The 21,610-nt window shown below is 66.5% G+C and carries 18 protein-coding genes; 3 read left to right on the top strand and 15 right to left on the bottom strand.

Annotated elements, in window-relative coordinates:
* Positions 1 to 22: 22 nt before the first annotated feature.
* From G7026_RS06370 to speB, 7 genes are all read right to left on the bottom strand, one after another.
* Entirely contained in the window at positions 23 to 1,624 is a 1,602-nt protein-coding gene (locus tag G7026_RS06370; protein ID WP_181069922.1) for a 5-guanidino-2-oxopentanoate decarboxylase, read from the bottom strand.
* 5 nt (positions 1,625 to 1,629) lie between these two features.
* Entirely contained in the window at positions 1,630 to 2,352 is a 723-nt protein-coding gene (locus G7026_RS06365; protein WP_219858336.1) for a class II aldolase/adducin family protein, read from the bottom strand.
* Entirely contained in the window at positions 2,349 to 3,869 is a 1,521-nt protein-coding gene (locus G7026_RS06360) for an amino acid ABC transporter permease/ATP-binding protein (protein ID WP_181069921.1), read from the bottom strand. The genes G7026_RS06365 and G7026_RS06360 overlap by 4 nt, the downstream gene beginning before the upstream one ends.
* 80 nt (positions 3,870 to 3,949) lie before the next feature.
* Positions 3,950 to 4,750: an ABC transporter substrate-binding protein gene (locus G7026_RS06355; RefSeq protein ID WP_181069920.1), complete on the bottom strand. Its 801-nt coding sequence runs from the start codon at positions 4,748 to 4,750 to the stop codon at positions 3,950 to 3,952.
* 41 nt (positions 4,751 to 4,791) lie between these two features.
* Positions 4,792 to 5,832: an isopenicillin N synthase family dioxygenase gene (locus G7026_RS06350; protein ID WP_181069919.1), complete on the bottom strand. Its 1,041-nt coding sequence runs from the start codon at positions 5,830 to 5,832 to the stop codon at positions 4,792 to 4,794.
* A gap of 14 nt (positions 5,833 to 5,846) precedes the next feature.
* Positions 5,847 to 6,689: a sugar phosphate isomerase/epimerase family protein gene (locus tag G7026_RS06345; RefSeq protein ID WP_181069918.1), complete on the bottom strand. Its 843-nt coding sequence runs from the start codon at positions 6,687 to 6,689 to the stop codon at positions 5,847 to 5,849.
* Positions 6,690 to 6,748: 59 nt separating this feature from the next.
* Entirely contained in the window at positions 6,749 to 7,699 is a 951-nt protein-coding gene (gene speB, locus G7026_RS06340) for an agmatinase (RefSeq protein WP_181069917.1), read from the bottom strand.
* A gap of 217 nt (positions 7,700 to 7,916) precedes the next feature.
* Between speB and G7026_RS06335 the strand changes: the two genes are divergently transcribed.
* Entirely contained in the window at positions 7,917 to 8,468 is a 552-nt protein-coding gene (locus G7026_RS06335; protein WP_181069916.1) for a sugar ABC transporter ATPase, read from the top strand.
* A 15-nt stretch (positions 8,469 to 8,483) separates the two neighbouring features.
* Here the strand turns inward: G7026_RS06335 and G7026_RS06330 are convergent, their stop codons facing one another.
* From G7026_RS06330 to G7026_RS06295, 8 genes are all read right to left on the bottom strand, one after another.
* Positions 8,484 to 8,837, bottom strand: coding sequence for a glutaredoxin family protein (locus tag G7026_RS06330; RefSeq protein WP_181069915.1), 354 nt, complete (start codon positions 8,835 to 8,837; stop codon positions 8,484 to 8,486).
* A gap of 72 nt (positions 8,838 to 8,909) precedes the next feature.
* The gene (locus G7026_RS06325; protein WP_181069914.1) at positions 8,910 to 11,459 is read right to left on the bottom strand and encodes an HWE histidine kinase domain-containing protein; all 2,550 of its coding nucleotides are present in this window, start codon (positions 11,457 to 11,459) and stop codon (positions 8,910 to 8,912) included.
* A gap of 270 nt (positions 11,460 to 11,729) precedes the next feature.
* Entirely contained in the window at positions 11,730 to 12,116 is a 387-nt protein-coding gene (locus G7026_RS06320; protein ID WP_181069913.1) for a Na+:solute symporter, read from the bottom strand.
* A gap of 121 nt (positions 12,117 to 12,237) precedes the next feature.
* Positions 12,238 to 13,023 carry a DeoR/GlpR family DNA-binding transcription regulator gene (locus tag G7026_RS06315; protein ID WP_181069912.1) on the bottom strand — a complete coding sequence of 262 codons (786 nt, stop codon included), beginning with the start codon at positions 13,021 to 13,023 and terminating at the stop codon, positions 12,238 to 12,240.
* 105 nt (positions 13,024 to 13,128) lie between these two features.
* Positions 13,129 to 15,021 carry a methyl-accepting chemotaxis protein gene (locus G7026_RS06310; RefSeq protein WP_181069911.1) on the bottom strand — a complete coding sequence of 631 codons (1,893 nt, stop codon included), beginning with the start codon at positions 15,019 to 15,021 and terminating at the stop codon, positions 13,129 to 13,131.
* 165 nt (positions 15,022 to 15,186) lie between these two features.
* Positions 15,187 to 16,548: an efflux transporter outer membrane subunit gene (locus G7026_RS06305; protein WP_181069910.1), complete on the bottom strand. Its 1,362-nt coding sequence runs from the start codon at positions 16,546 to 16,548 to the stop codon at positions 15,187 to 15,189.
* Between the two features lie 5 nt (positions 16,549 to 16,553).
* Positions 16,554 to 18,506: a MacB family efflux pump subunit gene (locus tag G7026_RS06300; protein ID WP_181069909.1), complete on the bottom strand. Its 1,953-nt coding sequence runs from the start codon at positions 18,504 to 18,506 to the stop codon at positions 16,554 to 16,556.
* Between the two features lie 2 nt (positions 18,507 to 18,508).
* Positions 18,509 to 19,711, bottom strand: coding sequence for an efflux RND transporter periplasmic adaptor subunit (locus G7026_RS06295; RefSeq protein WP_181069908.1), 1,203 nt, complete (start codon positions 19,709 to 19,711; stop codon positions 18,509 to 18,511).
* Positions 19,712 to 19,877: 166 nt separating this feature from the next.
* Here G7026_RS06295 and G7026_RS06290 point away from each other — a divergent pair, with 166 nt between their 5' ends.
* Both G7026_RS06290 and G7026_RS06285 read left to right on the top strand, forming a co-directional pair.
* A complete protein-coding gene (locus G7026_RS06290) occupies positions 19,878 to 20,825 on the top strand; it encodes a LysR family transcriptional regulator (protein ID WP_181069907.1) in 948 nt (315 codons plus the stop codon).
* A complete protein-coding gene (locus tag G7026_RS06285; protein WP_181069906.1) occupies positions 20,822 to 21,478 on the top strand; it encodes a TetR/AcrR family transcriptional regulator in 657 nt (218 codons plus the stop codon). Before G7026_RS06290 ends, G7026_RS06285 begins: the two co-directional genes overlap by 4 nt.
* Positions 21,479 to 21,610 lie beyond the last annotated feature (132 nt).

Raw genomic sequence — 21,610 nt, 5'->3', positions numbered from 1 at the left:
TTACCGGCATGTTGTTGTGGAATCAAGGGTGGAACGGCGGCGCCTCCATGAGCTCGATCAGCAGTGGCCGGTCGCCCGGCGCCTGGCGCAGCAGTTCGGCGAGGTGCGCGTGGTCACGGGCGCGCTCGGCCAGACAGCCGAAGCCACGAGCGATCGCGATGAAATCGGGGGTGTGGATGTCGACGCCGAGCGGGGTGATCTGGCGACGCTCCATGTAGCGCTTTATCTCGCCGTAGCCCTGGTTGTTCCACAGCAGCACGACGATACCGACGCCCACCTCGACCGCGCTGGCCAGTTCCGCCAGGCTGAATTGCAGGCCGCCGTCGCCGATCAGGCAGATCACCGGGCTGGACGGGTCGGCGAGTTTCGCCCCGATGGCGGCGGGCAGGCCGTAGCCGAGGGTGCCGTAGCCGGTCGATGAGTTGAACCAGCGTCGCGGGGCCATGGTGTCGACCAGGTGGTTGCCGCTGTAGACGGTCTGGGTCGAATCGCCGACGAAGCGCGCGCTGGGCAGCGCTTCCAGGAGGGTATCGAACAGCTGTCGGTAGTGCGCCCAGCCGGCGAAGTCTTCGGCCAGGGCCGCGCGAACCGCGGCGGCGCGCAGTGCCCCCGGACTCTCGGCATCGAAGACGGCGGGCGGCAACTCGGCCAGCAGCTGCTCCATTGCCTGACGTGCATCGGCCTGGATGGCCAGCACTGGGGTGAAGTTGCGGCCCAGCTGCGCAGCATCGATGTCGATGCGAATCAGCTCGCCGCCGAGGGCGAAGCCACCGTCGAAGACCACGTCGTAATCGGTCTCGCCCAGTTCGGTACCGATCGCCAGCACCACATCCGCCTGTCGCGCCAGCTCGCGCACCGGCACCAGCGACTGGTTGCTGCCCAGCAGCAGCGGATGGCCGGCCGCCAGCAGGCCCTTGGCGTTGATGGTGAGCGCGGTCGGCGCATCCAGCGCCTCGGCGAGCGCACGGGCCTCGTCCGGCGCCTCGACGCAGCCGCCACCGAGCAGCAGCAACGGCGCCCGGGCGGCGCGCAGGCGTTCGACCGCCGCGCGGATCAGCGCACCATCGGCCACCGGGCGAGAGGCCGGGGCCAGCGGCTGCAAGGCAAGGTGATCGGCCGGCATGGTGATCAGATCCAGCGGCAGCTCGATGTGCACCGGCCGCGGCCGCGCGCCCGAGAACACCGCGAAAGCGCGCGCCAGTATGTCGGGCAGCGCCTCCACGCTCATCAGCGTGTGGCTGAAGGCGCTGACACCGGCGGTGAGCGCGCGCTGGTCGGGCAGCTCGTGCAGGTAGCCCCTGCCCTGCCCCAACCGGTCGCGCTCGTTGACCGAGGAAATCACCAGCATCGGGATCGAGTCGGCGTAGGCCTGGGCCATGGCCGTGAGGATGTTGGTCATCCCTGGGCCGGTGATGATCAGGCACACGCCGGGCTTGCCGCTAACCCGCGCGTAGCCGTCAGCCATGAACCCCGCGCCCTGCTCGTGGCGCGGCGTGACATGGCGAATGCCGCTGCCGGGCAAGCCCCGGTAGAGCTCGACGGTGTGCACGCCGGGGATGCCGAACATCGTATCGACGCCCCAGGCCTGGAGCTGGCGGATCAGAAACTCGCCGCAGGTGGTCATGCTGGTCAGTCCTTGTAGCTGGGGTCGAGGCGGTCGAGCTTGCGCAGCCAGGCCTGCCAGATCAGTTGGCGCTGCCATTCGGCACCCTCCAGCTGTTCGCAGGCATGGCGGCTCAGATGGGCCTGGATCTGGCTGTAGCGGCAGCCGCTCGAGATGGTCGTCAGTTGAATCTCGCAGGCACGGTTGAGGTAGAACATCACGTAGAAGGCATCGGCGACGCTGGCGCCCACGCTGAGCAGGCCGTGGTGCCGCAGGATCAGGGCGATGTGATCGCCCAGCGAGGCCTGGATGCGGCGGCGCTCTTCCAGATCCAGCGCCACGCCCTCGTAGGGGTGGTAGCCGACGCGTTGGTAAAACTCGGTGCTGATCTGGTTCAGTTGCAGCAGGCCGTCGTCCTGCGCCGCCACCGCCATGCCGGCCAGGGTATGGGTGTGGATCACGCAGTGCGCATCCTCGCGCGCCATGTGCACCGCGCTGTGGATGGTGAAGCCGGCGACGTTGTAGTCGGCGCGGCCTTCGACCACCTTGCCGTGCATGTCCACCACGATCAGGTCGCTGGCCCGTACTTCCTCGAACAGCAGGCCGAACGGGTTGATCAGAAAGCGCGGCTCCTCGCCCGGCAGGCGTACGGAAAAATGGGTGTAGAGGGTGTCGTCCCAGCCGAACAGCGCGGCCAGCCGGTAGGCCGCGGCCAGGTCCCGGCGCAGGGTGGCGATGTCGTCGTTCATGTCCGGTCCGTCTCCAGGCCGATGAAGCGCCGAACGCGCTCGCTGCCGTGGTTGCGAATCGCCTCGGGCGAGGCGTCCAGGCCGATGTGACCGTCCTCCATGAACACCACGCGGTCGGAGATCGACAGCGCGAAGTCCATCTCATGGGTGACGATGAGCATGGTCATGCCCTCGCTGGCCAGATCGCGGATCACGTTAAGCACGTCGCCGACCAGTTCTGGGTCGAGCGCCGAGGTGGGTTCGTCGAACAGCATGATGTCCGGCTTCATCGCCAGCGCGCGGGCGATCGCCACGCGTTGCTGCTGGCCGCCGGAGAGCTGATGCGGGTATTTCTCGGCATGGGCCAACAGGCCGACCTTGTCGAGCAGCGCCAGGGCCTGCTGGCGCAGGGTCGCGGTATCGCCCAGACGGTGATAACGCGGCGCCAGCAGCACGTTGTCGACAATGGTGCGGTGCGGGAACAGGTTGAAGCTCTGGAACACCATGCCGATGCGCCGCACGCCGGCACGCAGGCGGCGGCTGTCAGGCGCATCGCCGGCATGGATGAAGCTTTCGCCGAAGAGCACGATTTCGCCTTCGTCGATGCGCTCCAGGCCGTTGACCGTGCGGATCAGCGACGTCTTGCCCGAACCGGATGGGCCGATGATCGAGATGACCTCGCCCGGACGCACCCGCAGGTCGATGCCCTTGAGCACGTGGTGGTTGCCGTAGCGCTTGTGCACGCCATTGAGACGCAGCGCGTCGGGCATGCCCGCACGCGGGCTCTGCGCGGTCGCCGCGGTGGATGCCGGCAGGCTTTCGCGCAGAGTTTGCAGACGCGCGCCTTCCAGGGTTTCGGACTTGCGTCGGCTCAGGTCAAGGTGCCGTTCGAGGTACTGCAGCAGCCAGCCGAACAGGCTCACGATCAGCACGTAGTAGAGCGCCACCGCGCCGAGGGTCTCGAGCACCAGGAAGTTCTGCGCATAGAGGCGCTGGCCCACCAGCAGCAGCTCGGTAAGCGAGATCACCGACACCAGCGAGGTCAGCTTGACGATGGTGACGTACTCGTTGGTCAGCGTCGGCAGGGCGATGCGAAACGCCTGCGGCACCACGATCAACCGCTGCGTGCCGAGCCCGCGAATGCCCAGTGCCCGCGCCGCCTCCCGCTGGCCCTTGGCGACCGAGAGCAGCCCGCCGCGATGAATCTCGGCCATGTAGGCCGCCTCGGTGAGCACCAGCGCGAACAGGCCGGCGTAGAACGGCTGGGACAATATCGGGCCACTGCCGGGAAACAGCTGCGGCAGGTTGTAGACGAAGATCAGCAGTACCAGCAACGGCACGCTGCGGAAGAACCAGACATAGATCGAAGCCGGCATACGCACCCAGGCGTGCAGCGACTGCTTGGCGCTGGCCAGGCCAAAGCCGATCAGCATGCCGATCAACCAGGCCAGGGTACTCAGCTTGACCACCGTCCAGCTGGCCTTCCAGAAGGCCGGCATGGAGAACATCGAGAAGAAATACGTCCATTCGAATGGCATGCGTCACCTCTAGCCTAGGGTCGCGATCCTGCGGCCCCGGTGGGTCGTCGCGCGGCGCAGACACGCGCCGCGCAGGGCGATCAGGCTTCTTCCAGACCGTACTTGGCCAGCAGCTGCTCGTAGTCGCCGCTCTGCTTGAAGTCATCGAGTGCGGTCTTGAGCGCATCGAGCAGTTGGGTGTTGCCCTTCTTCACATAGATGCCCAGCGTTTCCGGGTAGATCGACTCAGGCGTGGTGACGACGATGCGCCCGCGCGACTTCTCCACCATTAGCTGCGAGGCGCTGGCGATTTCCAGGTGCGCCTGGATGTGCCCGGAGAGCAGCGCCTGGGAAGTTTCCGAGCTGGTCGGGTATTCGTTGACGGTGATCGCGCCCTTGCCCTGCTCGGTGCAATAGCCGGCCGACAGCTCGTTGAGCTTCTTGATCCAGGACGTGCCCTGCTGCAGCCCGACGGCCAGGCCGCACAGCTCCTGCTCGGTCGCAGGCTTACGCTCGGCATCGGCGCGTACCATGATTGCCGCGCCGGTCTTGGCGTAGGGGATGGCGTCGGCCTGTTCGAGGCGCTCGGGCAGGATGTACATGCCGGAGATGATGGTGTCGAAGCGGTTGGCGTTCAGCCCCAGGATCAGGTTGGGAAAGCGCGTGTCCGAGAAGGTCGCCTCCAGGCCCATCCGCTTGGCCAGCTCGGCGGACACTTCCGGATCGAACCCGACCACCTTGTCGCCTTCGTAGTATTCGAACGGCGGGTAGGCGATCTCCATGCCCACCTTGAGCTCGCCACGGGTGGCGGTCTTGGGTGTGTCGGCGGCGACAGCACCGAGGGTGGCGCCCAGTAGCAGCGCGCCCAGGCCGCCGAGGTAAAGAGTCTTCAGGCTTTTCATCGTTATGTTCTCCAAAGGCTTTAAAGGTCGTCGGCAGCGAATCAGGTCGCGCTCGGCTGATGCTTGAGGTGGCCGAAGCTCGAGGGTTTGCGGGCGCGTTCGGGCAGTTGCAGGTCCCCGGCCTCGACGCGTCTTTTCAGATATTGATAGGTCTGCAGCGCCTGGCTCCACATGTGCTCGCCGATACTCAGCGGCTCGTAACGGGTGCCGGCCTCGGCGAATTGCGGCAGCGGGCGAATCTGGGTGTGGTAGTCGCAGGCGTAGAACAGCGGGAAGGAATAGCGCTCCTCGGCCACCTTGCGTACCCGGTGGGCGGTGGCGACGAAGGTGCCGGCGGTCATCACCTCGAGCATGTCGCCGATATTGACGACGAAGGCGCCCTCCACCGGCGGCGCGTCGATCCAGTCGCCCAGATCGTTCATCACCTCCAGCCCCGGGCGGTCGGCCAGCAGGATGGTGAAGCACTCGTAGTCGGTGTGGGCGCCGATGCCCGGGGCGTCCTGCGCCTCGCCGTCGTAGGGGTAGTGGATCAGCCGCAGCTTGGATGGCGGAAAGTTCGCTACGCCGTCGAAGGCATCCTCGGCCAGCCCCAGGGCCAGGGCGAAGCCGCGAAACAGCTGGCGCCCGAGACCAAACACCGCGGCGTAATAGGCTTGCGCCGCCTCCCTGAAGCCCGGCAGCTCGGGCCAGCGGTTCGGCCCCAGCAGGGGCGTGCCAGCGAGCACCAATGGGTTGTCGGCGGGCACTTCGAAACCGATATCGAAGGCTTCCTTGTGGTCCGGCTTGCCCTTCGAATAGACCTCTTCACCCTCGGGCACGTAGCCCTTGTGGCTTTCCGAGGCGCCGATGTAATGGCGCATCTTGGTTTCGAAGGATTGGGCGAAGAAGTCCTCGGCGGCGCGGTGCAGGCCGTCGATCAGCGACGGCTCGATGCGATGGCCGGTGATGTAGAGAAAGCCCACCTCGCGCGCCGCCTTGCCAAGCTGGTCGGCCACCGCCTGGCGTCGGGCCAGATCGGGGCTGAACAGGTCGCCGATGTCGATCACCGGGATACGGGTGAAATGCTTGGCGCTGCCGCTCATGGAATCGCTCCTTGCTAGTGGCCGAGAAATCGATGGAAGTGATGCCGCTCGGTGCGCGCCATCCACTGGTTCAGCTGCCAGAGGTCGGCGACCGGCACGTCGGTAAAGGGCAGGTGATGCAAATAGCCGTCCGGGCCGAACTCGGGGGTGAGCGTGGTGCCAGCGAAGCCGCGCCGTTGCTGGCTGCTCCAGACGCTCTCCCAGTGGCGCTGGTGAAAGGCCAGTGCGTCGGCGTACTCGGGCGCACCAGGATGGGGCACCTGCGGCCCCTGGTCGTAACCGACACGGGCCTGGATGTGGTGCACGCGCTCGACGAAGGGCGTCAGGTCGTCGGCCGGATCGTCCAGCAACCGCTCGCAGGTCACCACCCAGTGGCTGATGTCGCTGGTGAAGCGCAGCGCCGGCAGCTGGCGAATCAGGTCCAGCGTGACCCAGGGGCTATAGAGCGAACGGGCGCGGTGGGTCTCGAAGCTCAGCAGCAGACCGGCACGCTCCCCGAGCTCCATCGCGGCACCGAAAAAGTCGACCTGCTCGGCCTGGCTCCAGCGGTCATTGCCGGCCAGCAGGTTGATGAAGCGCGGCTCGAGCTCGGCGGCCAGCGCCAGCTTGCGCGCCAGGTCTGCCAGGTGCATCGCCGGGGTGTCGGACTGGCGCGGCAACACTGGCGTCGAAGTGAACAGCACGCAGATGTAGGGCACTGCGTTGTCGCGCAGAAAGCGGCCGAAACGGCTGCGTTCGGCCCCAGCTTCAGGCAGGCGCGCCTCGATACCGTCGAAGCCGGCGCCGCGTAGTTCATCGAGTACCTGGGGCCAGGGGCTGCGATTGCCCCAGAGGGTGCGAAATATCTCGAGCTTCATGCTGCATCCTGCTACCGGTTAGGGTCCGGCCGCGCCGGGCGGGCCGCGGGGTGTCCGTGTCAGCGCCTGATCACGCCAGGCATCACGCAGAGCATTTCGTAGAGCAGATTGGCGCCGAGCAGCGCGGTGTTGCCGGTGGTGTCGTAGGGTGGCGAGACCTCCACCAGGTCGCCGCCGATCAGCTCCAAGCCTTGGCAGCCGCGGATGATTTCCAGCGCCTGGATGGTGGTCAGCCCGCCGACTTCCGGGGTGCCGGTGCCCGGCGCCCAGGCCGGGTCAATACCGTCGATGTCGAACGACAGGTACACCGGCCCGCCACCGACGCGCTCGCGCACCTCGGCCATCAGCGGTTCGAGCGACCGGTGCCAGCATTCTTCGGCCTGCACCACGCGAAAGCCCTGGGTGCGACACCAGTTGAAGTCTTCAGCGGTGTACCCCTGGGCACGCAGGCCGATCTGCACCACACGGTCGCAGTCGAGCAGGTCTTCCTCGACCGCGCGGCGGAAGGTAGTGCCGTGGGCGATCTTCTCGCCGAACATGTGATCGTTGACGTCGGCATGGGCATCGACATGCACCAGCCCGACCTTGCCGTACTTCTTCTTCATCGCCCGCAGAATCGGCAGCGTCAGGGTGTGGTCGCCGCCCAGGGTCAGCGGGATCACCCCGTGTTCGAGGATGCGGTCATAGGCCTGCTCGATGATCCGCACGGTGTCGAGCAGGTTGAAGGTATTGATCGCCACGTCGCCGATGTCCGCCACGCTCAGCGAGTCGAACGGCGCGGCGCCGGTGGCCATGTTGTAGGGACGAATCATCACCGACTGGGCGCGAATCTCCCGCGGGCCGAAGCGCGTTCCGGCACGCAGCGAGGTGCCGATATCCAGCGGAATGCCGACGAAAGCGACGTCCAGCCCGGCGGGGCTGTCCACCACCGGCAGGCGCATCATGCTGGCGATGCCGCCAAAGCGCGGCATTTCGTTGCCTCCCAGCGGCTGGTGCAAGGTCTTTTCCAACGGACGGCCCTCATGTCGATGCGATCGTTGAGAGCCATCTTGGCCAGCACGCCGGAACGGAAGAATCGGCCGGAGCAAATAATCAGTTCAGAGATTTCTAAACTATCGACATGCCTCGCTCATCATCGGACCGCGGGCTGCACCCTGTCCCGCCTGCCTTGACCCGCGCCGGATAGGCATTAAGCTGCGCGCCTGTCCGACCTCACGAGGCGCCGCCATGGCCGACCAGCTGATCATCGTGCCGCAGATTTCCAGCTACCCAGGCCACGAAGCCCGTGCCCACGCCATTGTCCGCTGGCTGGCCCACCGCAACATCGTCGAGACGGTGCCGACCACCTGCGGGCGCACCGGCAACCGCATGGCCCATGCGCTGGCCCCCGGTGCCCGGCAAGTCGCGCAGCATCCAGCCAGGCTGCCCTTCGACGAGCCAGTCAACGGTCTGGAAGTCATCACCCGCCGCTGCATCTATACCCCGACGCAGGGTTTCAAGGAGGAAGCCGGCTGCCCCGAATGCCGTCGGGAGATTGGCGAGGCCCTGTTCGACAGCCTCGAAGACTGGATGCCCGGCCACACCGACCACTTCCGCTGCCCGGAATGCGGCCATGAAGACGACATCAACGGCTTCCTGTTTCTGCAGCCCTGCGCGTTCTCGAACCTGGGCTTCATCTTCAACGACTGGGGCAAGGCGGGATTTACCCAGGCCTTTCTCGACGAGTTTCGCGAGCGCCTGGGGTTCGACCTGACCCAGGTCCGCGTGGCCTGCGAGTGAGCGCCCAGGCGCCGATCAGGGAATCGTGGCTTTGGCTTGGGCGACCAGCGTGGCATTGTCCGGCCGGATGCTGATCGCGTTGTTCAGGTCCACCACCGGCAGGTAGTAATAGCGGGTGTCGATTCCCTTGCGGCCCATCCGCCCGTGCAGGGAGTCGGCCACCACCGGGTCATCCACGTTCAGGTAGCGGAACCTGACCCCTGCGCTCGACAGCGCGCGAAGCGTGCCCTGGGTATAGCCGCAGCTGTCGCGGCCGTAGACCACCAGATAGGGCCGGTCTTCGAGCGGCTCGACCGAACGCGCCTGCCAGTACGTCCAACCCTTGTGGCCCGCCGCGATCAGCAGGACGCAATAGAGCAGTTTCTTCATTCCCTGAACCTCGCCTGTCGATGCCGAGCCGCGCGGCCTCATGCTATCGCCTGGTGGGGGCCGCCGCCATCGTCAGCCGGGCAAGGCGATGCCCGGGACCTGGCCGATGGCGTAGGCCAGGGCATTGAGGTTGTAGGGTTTGGTCACCACGGGCACCTGGTCGAAGCGCTCGGGAATGGCCGTCCGCGCACCGTAGCCGGTGGCGAACAGGAACGGATGCTGCCGGGCCTCCAGCTCCGCCGCGATGCCCAGGCTGGTTTCGCCGGCGAGGTTGACGTCGAGCACCGCCAGGTCGAAGCGATCCAGGCGCAACGCACGCCGGGCGTGATCCAGCGAGCCGGCGATTTCCACCTGGACGCCGACATCTTCGAGCATGGCCTGGGCGTCTAGGGCGATCATCATGCTGTCCTCGACCAGCAGCAGACGAAGCCCGGCGAGCGAGCTGGCGTTTGGCGGCTTGACCGTATCGCGCGGCTGCTCTCGATCGACGCCCGCCGAGACATGCGCCGGCGGTACCTGGAAGCAGGCGAACAGGCCCTCGGGACGAAACTCCACGCGCGCCTCGCCCTGCAGTTCGAAAGGAATGGTGCGCTCGGTCACGATACTGCCGAAGCCACGACGGGTCGGAGGCTGCACCTCGGGGCCGCCGCTTTCGTTCCACTCGATCACCAGGCCGCGCCCTTCGATCAGCTGCCAACTCACCGTCAGCTGCCCCTCCGGCACGCTCAGGGCGCCGTACTTGGCGGCGTTGGTCATCATCTCGTGGAACACCAGCGCCAGCGTCTGGTAGCTGCGCACGTCCAGCAGCACGGCGCTGCCGGAGAGCTGGATGCGTTCGTCCAGCTCATCCCGGCCGTTCCAAGCCCGCGCCTCGGATTCAAGCAGCGCCCGCAACTGGGTACAGGTGCCGCTGGGCGCGTTGATCTGATCGTGGGCGCTGGCGAGCGCCTGGATGCGGTGCTCCATCTCCTCCGTGAACGCCTCGACCGAAGTGGCCTGCTGGGCGCTCTGACGGGTGGTGGCCAGCACCAGGCTGAGCACGTTCTTGATTCGATGATTGAGTTCGGCGATGAGCAGCGACTGACTGTCCTGGGCGCGCTGGCGCTCCGAGGCGATCAGCTCCGAGCGCCGCAGCACGACCTCCAGCAGGGCGACCCGCAGCGTCTCGGCGACCCGCAGCTCGCTCGATGTCCAGGGCTGGGCGTGACACCGCACGGTTTCGCGCCAGACCTCGAAACTGTGCCGCGGGTGGAGCTGGCCCGTCGACGTATCGCGCTGCATGGCCTTGTCCGGGTTGCCGCCCCAGGTGACGGTCTGGATCACTTCGCGACGAAAGAACAGCAGGTAATCCTGCGCCGCCCTTGAAATGGGAATGGCCAGCACACCGCTGGCGCGATCGGCGAAACGCGCAGCCGGCGCGAAATGCTCGGCCAGCGATGACGTCGCGTAGATGCGATCGACCGGCTTCTGCCCGAGGAACGCGATCAGCTCGGCGATCGCCTCGTCGGGCGGCAGCACGCCCTGCCCGCTGAGCTGGCCGTTCGACCAGACCGCCAGGCCGTCGCTGGCGATCATCGCATTGAGCATGTCGGCGTAGCGGCCCAGGTCCTCGAATACCGTGTCGCGCGGCGACATGGCGGACAGCAGCCGGTCGTGGGCGCTCTGCGCCTTGGACAGGCGATGCTGTTCCTGCTCCTGTTCGCGCACGTCGATCTGCAGTGAGAGCATCTGCCCGAACAGCTCCGCCGCCGAACACAAGGCGCCGCTCAGGTAATGCGGCTCGCTGTGGTGACAGGCGATCAGGCCCCACAGCTTGTCGCCGCGCATCAGGCTCACGGTGAGGGTCGCGCGTACGTTCATGTTGCGCAGGTACTGGATATGCACGGGCGAAACGCTGCGCAGCGCCGCCAGCCCCAGGTCGAGCGGCTGCCCGTCGGGGCCGCGCCCGGGCAGCACCGGGACCGGCACATAGTCGACATCCGGGATCAGCCGCAGCGGCTGGCGCCGGTAGAGCGCACGCGCCTGCGCCGGGATATCGGTGGCCGGGTAGCGCAGGCCAAAATAGGAGTCGGTGCCGGGTCGGACCGCCTCGGCCACCACCTCGCCGGAATCGTCGTGCAGGAAGCGGTAGATCATCACCCGGTCATAACCGGTCACGGCACGCATCTGCTGCGCGGCGAGCGTGAGCAGGCGCGACACCGTAGCCGTGCGGCGCAGGCGACCGGCAAGCCCCCGCAGCAACGTCACGCCGTTGGCGCCTGCCCCCGGCATGCTTGGCACCGCCTCGATCACCGCCAGACCGCCCGCCAGATGCACCGTCAGGTCGTACCGCCGGGTGCCCCCGTCGAGGGCCAGGCAATCGAGCCGCTCGGCCAGGCCCGAGAGCATGGCGGTCTGCAGCTGATTGCGCACCGCGTGCACCGTTTCGGCCGGAAGCACCTGGTCAAGCGACTGCCCCAGCAGACCCACCGGCGCGACACCTTCGAGAAATTTCGAAACATTGCCCGACACATGAGCGACGGACCAATCGGGCAGGGTGCAACCCAACAGCAAGCCATGGGGCTGGATGGTGCCGGGGGTGTGAATCGGCTCCTGGGCACAGTCGATCGTGGTGACGCTCATCTGCGGCTCGGTCGTCAAAACAAGGCATCTCCAGCGGCTTCTAAAAGGTGGGCATGTGAGACCCAACGGAAAGTTTTGACCCGCCCAGCGGCCATAACGCACAAAAAAAGTGGCCGCCCATGGCCGGAGGAGCCGTGTCGGCGCAGACGCCAGACGCGGCTGTCAGAGCGCTGAAACGCCCGCCACCCCAGGGCTTGAGGTTTCTGAGGGAGCCGTGCAACCGGCCCCGATGAAAGCGAAACGACAGCGTGGTTCGTGGCCCGTACAGGTTCAGCGAGCGACATGGATGTTCAGCCAGCGCGCAACCGGGCCAGCCAGCAACGCCCCCACGATAGCGGACGGAATGCCCCAGAGCAGGACGCTCACGTAGACCATGGAGGCTCCACCGCCCGCAGTGGGAGCCATGCAATCGGTGTAGTAGGCGAACAGCAGCCAAGGCGCCACGAACAGGCAGGCACCGACCGCACGCAGGGGATTCGGAAAAGCCAGGCAGATGACGGCAGGCACCAGCGGCGGAGCGACGAACACCGAGTTGGCGGCCACGAATGTTTCGAAGTCGTGCCGGTAGCAGGTAAAGCTGTTGAAGGCCGCCAAGGCGACGACTGCCCCGATCGCCAGGAGGCCACATCCGAAAGCATGAGCGCGCGAAATCACCATGTCGTTACCGCCTCGATCAGGCCGCACCGCGATGCAGCGTCAGTTGCCGTGGATGCCCATCATCTTTCGTTCCTGTCCCTGGAACCGGATTTTCAAATGCATTTGCAGCCTTCGTCTCACCTCACGCCCTCGCCTGTTGTACCTCGATGCCCTGCTGCCGGTACACACCGATATCGCCCGAGGGAATGTGCCGTTCGGTGATTAATACATCGACACGGTGGCAGGGAGCGACGGCGAAGGGCTCGACCGCGCCCAGCTTGTCGGCCGTGACCACCGCGACGACCTGGGAGGCGCCGCGCAGCATGGCCTGTTTCACGGCCACTTCGTTGAAGTGGGCAGTGGTCAGGCCGAGTTCGGGGTGGATGGCGCATACGCCGGTGAACAGCAGGTCGGCGTTGATCGATTCGAACATGCGCACCGCTTCGTGGCCGGTGGCGACCATCGCGGCGGTGTTGAGCTGCCCGCCGGCGATGATGATGTCGATGTTGCTGTAGCGCGCCAGGGCCATGGCGATCATCGGCGAATGGGTCACGGCGGTGATGGCGATCTCGGCCGGCAGCGAGAGGGCGATCTGCAAGGTGGTGGTGCCGGAGTCGAAGACGACGATCTGGCCGTCCCGGACCCGTTGCGCGGCGAGGTGGGCCAAGGCCTGCTTGGCCTCGCTGACCTCGATGGCGCGGGTGAAGAAATCCTTGCCGGTATCGGCCGAACGCGGCAGCGCGCCGCCGTGGACACGATGCAGCAGCCCGGCACTGGCGAGTTCGGCGAGATCACGGCGGATGGTGTCTTCGGAGACGCCGAAGCGCTGGCCGAGGTCGGCAGCCATGACTTTGCCGTCGCGCTCGAGCAGCAGGAGGATTTTCTGCCGACGCAGATGAGGGAGTTCCGGCGCTTCCTGGCTTTGCATGTTTGTGCCTGTTTCTGCATGTTCATGCCGATTCTAGGCGGCAAACAGCGGTGGCACAAACAGCGATTGCCCTACGCCCCGCCGAAGCGGGGCGCAGGCAAAGGCTCAGATGCGGAAGCTGCCGACCAGGTGCTTCAGGCGGGTGGCCTGCTGCTCGAGGTCGGAACAGGCGCGCAGGGTCGCCTGGAGGTTCTCGACGCCTTCCTGGTTGAGGGTGTTGATCTCGGTGATATCCACGTTGATCGACTCCACCACGGCGGTCTGCTCTTCGGTGGCGGTGGCTACCGACTGGTTCATGCCGTCGATCTCGCCGATGCGCTGGGTCACGCTGCCCAGCCGCTCGCCGGCCTGGTTGGCGATACCGACGCTGGCTTCGCTCTCCTGCTGGCTGGAGGTCATGGTGGCTACCGCTTCACGGGCGCCGACCTGCAGCTCTTCGATCATCTTCTGCACCTGCTGCGCGGACTCCTGGGTGCGGTGAGCCAGGTTGCGCACCTCATCGGCGACCACGGCAAAGCCGCGCCCGGCTTCCCCTGCGCGGGCCGCTTCGATCGCGGCGTTTAGCGCCAGCAGGTTGGTCTGCTGGGAAATGCCGGTGATGACCTCGAGGATCTGCCCGATGTTGACGGTATTGCTGTTGAGCGTCTCGATGTTGTCGCACGAGTCGCTGATCTTCGCCGACAGCTGCTGCATGGCGCGGATGGTGCGGTCGACGACCTGCTGGCCTTCCTCGGCGAGGGTGCGCGCATCGCTCGAATGGTGAGAGGCGGTGGCGGCGTTCTGCGCGATTTCCTGGGCAGCGGCGCCCAGCTCGTTGATTGCGGCGGCCACGCTGTTGGTCCGCGAGGATTGCTCCTCGGAGTTGTGCAGCGATGCGTTGGAGGCGCTGACCACGCGCAATGCGACTTCGTTGACCTGGCTGGTGGCCGAGGCGACTTCGCGGATGGAGCCGTGGATACGCTCGACGAAGCGGTTGAACGACATGCCCAGGGCGCCGAACTCGTCATTGCCGTGGATGACCAGGCGTTTGGTCAGGTCACCCTCGCCTTCGGCGATGTCGTGCATGGCACGGCCCATCAGCAAGAGCGGCTGCATCAGCACGCGGATCAGCATGCCAAGCAGGCTGATGATGATGAGCACCGCGATGACCATGGCGATCAACGCAGAGGTGCGGAACTCGCTGAGCATGGAAAAGGCGATGTCCTTGTCCAGCACCAGCCCGACGTACCAGTCGGCCGACGGCACGCCGGTGACCTGGGTGAAGGAGATCAACTGTGCTTTGCCGCCGACCTGGAACTCCTGCAGGCCATCGACGATGCGAGGCGTCGCGTTCGGGTAGGCCTCGGCCAGCGTCTTGAGCTGCAGCTTGCTGTCGGGGTGCACCAGGATCTTGCCGTCGGCGCTGACGATGAAGGCATGGCCGTGGCCGCCAAAATCCAATGCGTTGATGGTGGCGCTAATGCTGCCCAGGTCGATGTCCGCACCGGCCACACCGGCGAAGGCATTCTGCTGCCTGACCGGGGTGGCGACGGTGATCACCAGCTTGCCGGACGACGCGGCGATATAGGGCTCGGTGACGATGGTCTGCTGCGCGGCATTGGCGGCCTTGTACCAGCCGCGTTGGCGCGGGTCGTAGTCGGGCGCGCGGCTGCCAGCCGGAATTGAAAACATCGCACCGGTCTCGGCGCCGAAGTAGGTCAGCTCGAAGTTGTCGATGTAGGCCGGCAAGCCGACGCTGCGCTGCAGGTTCTGGGTGGAGCTGCCGTCGAGGGCGATCTGCTGGGCCAGCGACTGGACCAGCTGCATGCGGCTTTCCAGCCAGGTGCGGATGTTGCTGCTGGTGAGGCTGCCGATGTCCTGCATCGAGCGTTCGGTGCTGTCGTGCAGCGCCTGGCGCTGCCGGTAATCGTTGAACAGGATGAAACAGGCGAATGCAGCCGCGACGACGAGCGCGGCGGCAATCAGGATCTTATGGCTGAACTTCAGATTCGTTGTCATGAGCGTCCACACAGCAAGAGAGGGGCAAGGCGTCCAGCAAGGCTGGAACCCCTCTGTTTCGGCAAGGCACTGATCTACGTGAGGCACGGATGGAACGATCGGACAAACTGTCGCAGCGCCCCGGTCGCGCCGCCGGCGTGGCTTCGGACCGGGGCGCGAAGATAACTACTGCGGCACACCGCCACCCAGGGCCTGGGTCAGCGCGACCTGGGCTTGCAGCCGGCTCAGCCGGGTTTCGGTCAGGCTGATCTGCGCCGTGCGGCGGGTGTCCTGGGCGCTGAGCCAGGACTGCAGATCCACCGCGCCGGCTTCGTAGCGGATGCGGTAGATGCGCTCGGCTTCCAGCGCGGCAGCGAGGGCGCGCTCGCGCATGGCTTCCTGCTCGGCGTAATGACGGCGCGCGGCGAGGTTGTTCTCCACGTCCACCAACGCCTGATAGAGGCTCTGGCGGAAGCCCACCACGGCCAGCTCGTAATCGGTCTTGGAGACGGCGATGTCCAGCTGCATCTGGTTCCATTGCAGAAACGGCAGGGTCAGCCCGGCGCCGAGCGCGGCCACCGGATTGCGCAGCACATCGCCGAGACGGTCGCTGGCGTAGCCCAGGGTGCCGGTGAGGCTGAAGTCCGGATAGTAGCTGGCCCGGATCGCATCGACCGACTTCAGGCTGCTGCGCAGGCGCAGTTCGGCGGCCCGCAGGTCCGGGCGGCGACCGAGCAGGCTGGCCGGCAGATCGGCGTCGACTTGGGGTAGATGGGTCTGCGCCAGGGTCTGCGGCTCGCTGAAGGCGATCGGCGTGCTGCCATCGAACAGCAGCGCCAGGGCGTTGCGCTGCTCGACCCGGTCCTGCAGCAGGGCCACGTGGTTGGCTTGCTGGCTTTCTAGGTTTTGCCGGGCTTCGGCCAGTTCCAGCTCCGAGCCCTGGCCGGCGTCGAAGCGCACCTGCACCAGCTGCAAGGTCTGGCGGGCGTAGGCGATGCTCTCCTCGCTCGCGGCGATGCGCTCGTTGAGGTAGCCGATCTGCCAGTAGAGGTTGGCCAGGGTGCCGACCAGCGACAGCTCGGTGGCCTGGTAGTCTTCCTGTGTCGCCAGGGCTTCGAGGCGCGCGGCGTCGGCGTTGCTGCCCAGGCGATTCCACAGGTCGAGCTCCCAGCTCACCGAGCCGGTCAGCGAATAGCTGCGGGTGCTCGCGGTATCGCCGCGCACGTAGCGGCTGGTCTGGCCGCTCGCGCTGGCGCCGGCCTGCGGATAGCGTGCGTCGTCGGCGAGCCCGGCCAGCAGCTGGGCGCGGCGGACGTTGAGCAGCGCCGTGCCCAGGTCGTTGTTGCGCACCAGCGCTTCGCTGACCAGGGCATCGAGGGTCGGGTCCTCGAAGGCGCTCCACCAGGCGTCCGGCAGCGTTGTGCCGCCGTTCGGCGCCTGCTGCCAGTGGGTCGGCAGGTTTACCGGCGGCTGTTCGTACGAAGTGCTCATCGAGCTGCAGGCGGTCAGCAGCAGGCAGCCGATGAGGGTCGAGAGGCTACGGATCATGCTGTTCATTCCCTGGACAGGGCCTCGACCGGATCGAGGCGGGCGGCGTTGCGTGCCGGCAGGTAACCGAAGATCAGCCCGATGGCCGTCGCGCAGACGAACGCGGCGATGATCGAGCCGGTGGAGAAGATCAGGGTGAATTCGCTGGAGAAGCGCGCGAACACCGCGCCGAAGCCCAACGCGCCGAGCACCCCGAGGGCGCCGCCGATGAGGCAGACCAGCACCGCCTCGATCATGAACTGGCGCATGATGTCGCTCTGCCGCGCGCCGACGGCCATGCGCACGCCAATCTCGCGGGTGCGCTCGGTGACCGACACCAGCATGATGTTCATCACGCCGATGCCGCCAACCACCAGCGAAATCAGCGCGATCATGGAGATCAGCACGGTCATGGTCTGGGTGGTCTTCTGGATCGTCTGGCGGATGGTGTCGGTGTTCACCACGAAGAAATCCTCAGTGCCGTGACGACGCGTCAGCAGCCGCACGATGCCCTGCTCGGCGGCGTCGCTGGCGACGTCGTCACGGATGCGCACGGTGATGCTGGCCAGGTACGACTGGCCGAGCAGGCGATTCATCGCCGAGGTGTAGGGGACGTAGACGCGCAGCGAGTCGTTGTTGCCGAAGCTGCTCTGGATCGGGTCTAGCACGCCGATCACCCGGGCCGGCATGTTGCCCAGCATGATCACCTTGCCCAGCGCATCGCCGCTGCCGAAGACCTTCTTCCAGGTGTTGTCGTCGATCACCACGCTCTGCGCCGAGGCACGCACGTCGGCCTGGTCGAAGCCCTGCCCCTGCCGGAAGCTGTAGCCCTTGGCGCGGAAGAACTGCTCGCCGACCCCATTGATCGACACGCTCAATGCCTGGGAGCGGTAACGCAGGGTGCTGCTGGTGGAGACCGTTGGCGTCACGCTGTCGACAAAGGCCTGGCCGGCCAGCGCCTCGGCATCGGCCGGCACCAGGGTCTGGATCTTCGCCGAGTTGCGGTCACCGAAGCCCTTGCCGGGAAACACATCGACGGTGTTGGTGCCGATGGCGCTGATGTTCTCCAGAATCTTCTGCTGCGACCCCTGGCCCAGGGCGACCACCGAGACCACCGAGGCGATGCCGATGATGATTCCGAGCATGGTCAGAAAGGTGCGCAGCTTGTGCGCCAGCATCGCCAGCAGGGCCATGCGCATGGCCTCGCCGAACGGACCGACGCGGGCACGGCGCAGCAGGCCGGCGTGCGGCTCCACCACGTCGGCCAGCGGGGCGACGCCTTCGACTTTTTCCTCCCTGAGCCGACGATCGCCGATGATCCGCCCGTCGCTGATCTCGATCAGCCGGTCGGCGCTCTGCGCCACGCTCATGTCGTGGGTGACGATGATCACCGTGTGGCCCTGGCTGTGCAGCTCGCGCAAGAGCGCCAGCATGTCCTGACCGCTGCTGCGGTCGAGGGCGCCGGTGGGTTCGTCGGCGAGGATCACCTGGCCGCCGTTGACCAGCGCGCGGGCAACACTCACCCGCTGCTGCTGGCCGCCGGAAAGCTGGGCGGGCTTGTGGGTCAGTCGATTGCCCAGACCGAGGCGCTCGAGCAGCTTCACGCTGCGCTCGCGGCGCGTGGCGCTGTCGATGCCGGCGTAAACCGCCGGGATCTCGGCGTTGCCCATGGCATCGAGGTCGGCGAGCAGGTGGTAGCGCTGGAAGATAAAACCGAAGTGCTCGCGACGCAGGCGCGCCAGTTCGTCGGCATCGAGGGTTGCGGTCTCGCGGCCGTCGACGCTGTAGGTACCGGCGCTGGGCCGATCGAGGCAGCCGAGGATATTCATCAGCGTCGACTTGCCGGAACCGGACGCGCCGACGATGGCGACCATCTCGCCACGCTCGATGGTCAGATCGACGTCTTCGAGCACGGTGATGGTCTCTTCGCCTGCGGGAAACTCCCGGCGCAGGCCCTTGAGTTCGAGTAGGGCGCCCATGCTCAGAGCCTCATGCCTGGCGGGCCACGACGGCCCGAGACGGGGCTGGCGGTGGCCTGGGAGGAATCGCCGAGCACGATGCGCTCGTTCAGCGACAGGCCCTCGGTGACCTCGACGTTGAGGCTGTCTTCGAGGCCGGTGCGAATGCTGCGCTCGACGATGCGGCCATCGTCCTGCAGCACCTGCACGCTGTAACTGCCGTCGCGAGCCGGGCGACCCAGCGCGGCGACCGGAATGGTCGGCACGCCGCGCGCCTCGGCCAGCACGATGTACACCTCGGCGGTCATGGAGATGCGCAGCCGGCCCTCCTCGTTGGGCACGTCGAACACACCGTTGTAGTAGATCGCCGTACTGCTGCTGCTCGTGGAACTGCTGGCGCTGTCCTCGGTGTTGATCGACGCAGGCGCCGGCTCGACGCTTCGCAGCGTGGCGCGGTAGCGCTTGTCCGGCTCGCCGAGGGTGGTGAAGTAGACCGGCTGGCCGGGCGCGACGCGCACCACGTCGGCCTCGGAGATTTCCGCCTTGACCGTCATCTTGTCGAGCTGCGCGAGCTTCACCAGGGTCGGCGCCGATTGCGCGGAGTTGACCGTCTGCCCCTCTTTGACCAGCACACCGACGACGGTGCCGTCGATGGGCGCGACGATGCGGGTGTAGCCGAGGTCGAGTTCGGCGGTGGAGACCTGGATCTGCGCCTGCTCGATCTGCGCGTCGAGGGCGGCGATTTCCGCCTTGCCGGTGGCCAGCGTGGCCTCGGCCGCCTCGAAGTCCTCGCGGGCGCTGGCCTGCTGCTCGAGCATGCGCTTCTGCCGGTCGAAGGCGAGCTGCGCCTGCTTGAGCGCCGCCACCTTGGCCGCGCGCTGGGCCTTGACGTTGGCCAGCGCGGCCTGGGCGTTCTTCAGCGCGTTCTGCTGGGTCAGCGAGTCGATCTCGGCGATCAGGTCGCCCTTCTTCACCGGGTCGCCGATCGCGACCGCCAGCGTCTTGATCTGCCCGGAGACCTGGGCGCCAACGCTCACCTGCTCGAAGGCTTCGAGGGTGCCGGTGGCGATCACGCTCTGCTCGATGTTGCGCGGCGATACGTCGGCGGTGAGCAGGCGGCTCTGGGTCGAACTGGGGTAGAAGGTGGCGTAGGCGAAGTAACCGCCGCCGGCAACGAGGGCCAGTGCAACGGCGAACAACAGACGGGTACGGGTAGAACGAGGCATGCGAAGGGCACTCCAGCCGGCATGACAGAGGTGCCGCCCACTATAGGAAGCGCTTCGTTTGGCTGGGGTAAGGCCGAGGTAATGAATCGGTAAAGCCTCGCCGTTTGCGAGGCCCCGGTCACAGCGCGCTGGTTTAGACTGCGGCGGTCTCGCTTCAGGAGCCGTCATGAACAACGCCCAACCGGACATCAAGCTGCTGCGCATCTTCGTCGCGGTCGTGCGTCAGCAGGGATTTGCCGCCGCGCAGCAGACGCTCAACCTGTCCACCTCGGCCATCAGCACCTACATGAGCCAGCTGGAGACGGCGCTCGGCTTCAGCCTGTGTCACCGCGGCCGCGGCGGCTTTCGGCTGACTGCCAAGGGCGAGTCCTTCTATCAGGAAAGCCTGCGCCTGCTGGCCGAACTGGAGAGCTTCGAGCGCTACGCCGCCGCGCTCAAGGGCGAGCTCAGCGGCACCCTGTCGCTGGGCATCATCGATTCCACGGTGAGCGACCCGGCGCTGCCCCTGGCGGCCGTGCTCGGTGCCTACAGCGCGGAGAACCCCGGCGTGCACCTGCGCCTGTCGGTGATGGGCCCGCATGAATTGCAGCTCGCGGTGCTGGAGAATCGTCTGGATGTGGCGATCGGCGCGTTCTATACGCGCATGAGCGGGCTGATCTACCAACCGCTCTACCGCGAGCAGCACTGGCTGTATTGCAGCGACCGACACCCGCTGTTCGGCGAGCGACGCATTCCCGCCGACCTGATCACCCAGCAGCGCATGGTCGGGCGCGGCTACTGGAGCCAGGCGGAGCTGGCACGGCATGGCTTCAAGGACAGTGCGGCGACGGTGGAGAGTATGGAGGCGCAGCTGATCCTGGTGCTCTCCGGCGCCTATATCGGCTACCTGCCGGAACATTACGCACAGACCTGGGCCGACCAGGGCCGACTCAAGGTCCTGCTGCCGGCGACCTTCGGCTACCAGGCGCCGTTCACCCTGATCACCCGCCGCGGACGCAGCCGCGAACCGCTAGTGAAGACCTTCCGCGACCTGCTGATGTCGCCCCCGGCAGGCGAGACGTCAGCGACGCACGTTGCATCCGCCCCGGCACTGACATCCAATAGCGCCCCATGACTACAGCCGACACGCCTCCCCGCACCCCTTCAGGCCGCAAGCCGCGCGCCAGCAGCCAGGCGCGCATCGCGCAGATCCTTGCCGCTGCCCGCGAACTGCTCGCCGACGCGGGCGTGGCCGGGCTGTCGATCTACAGCGTGGCCGAGCGTGCAGCGATCCCGCCCTCCTCGGTCTATCACTTCTTCGCCAGCGTGCCAGCGCTGCTCGAGGCGCTCACCGCCGACGTTCACGCCGCCTTTCGCGCCAGCCTGCAGGAGCCGGTGGATCACGACAGCTTGGGCAACTGGCACGACCTCTCGCGGCTGATCGAGCGGCGCATGCTGGCGATCTACCAGGGGGATGCGGCGGCACGGCAGCTGATCCTCGCCCAGCACGGCCTGGCCGAAGTCACCCAGGCCGACCGCCAGCACGACATCGAACTCGCCGGTTTGATGCAGGTCCTCTTTGAACGGCACTTCGAGCTGCCCGCGCTGCCCGGCGACGTCGATGTGTTCGCCCTGGCCATGGAGCTGGGCGACCGTGTCTACGCCCGCTCGGTGCACCTGCACGGCAGCATCACGCCGCGTATGGCCGAAGAAGGCATGCGGGTTTTCGACGCCTACCTCGGTCTTTACCTGCCGCCCTTCTTGCCCAAACGAGCACGCACGATTTAATCGATATTTATCGAGTTAATACGGCCGCGAGCAACTTAAAAAGCGACAGATAGCGCTTTTAATCCGGATAACTATCGAATAAATTTCGCAACACCCATTCGGGCCGTCTTCACGCCAGCATTCGCGAGGTTT

Origin of the sequence: Stutzerimonas azotifigens, from assembly GCF_013522725.1 — a bacterium.
Lineage (GTDB): Bacteria > Pseudomonadota > Gammaproteobacteria > Pseudomonadales > Pseudomonadaceae > Stutzerimonas > Stutzerimonas azotifigens_A.
The sequence above is the reverse complement of the archived record's forward strand: the minus strand, read 5'-3'. Positions and strand labels throughout refer to the sequence as shown.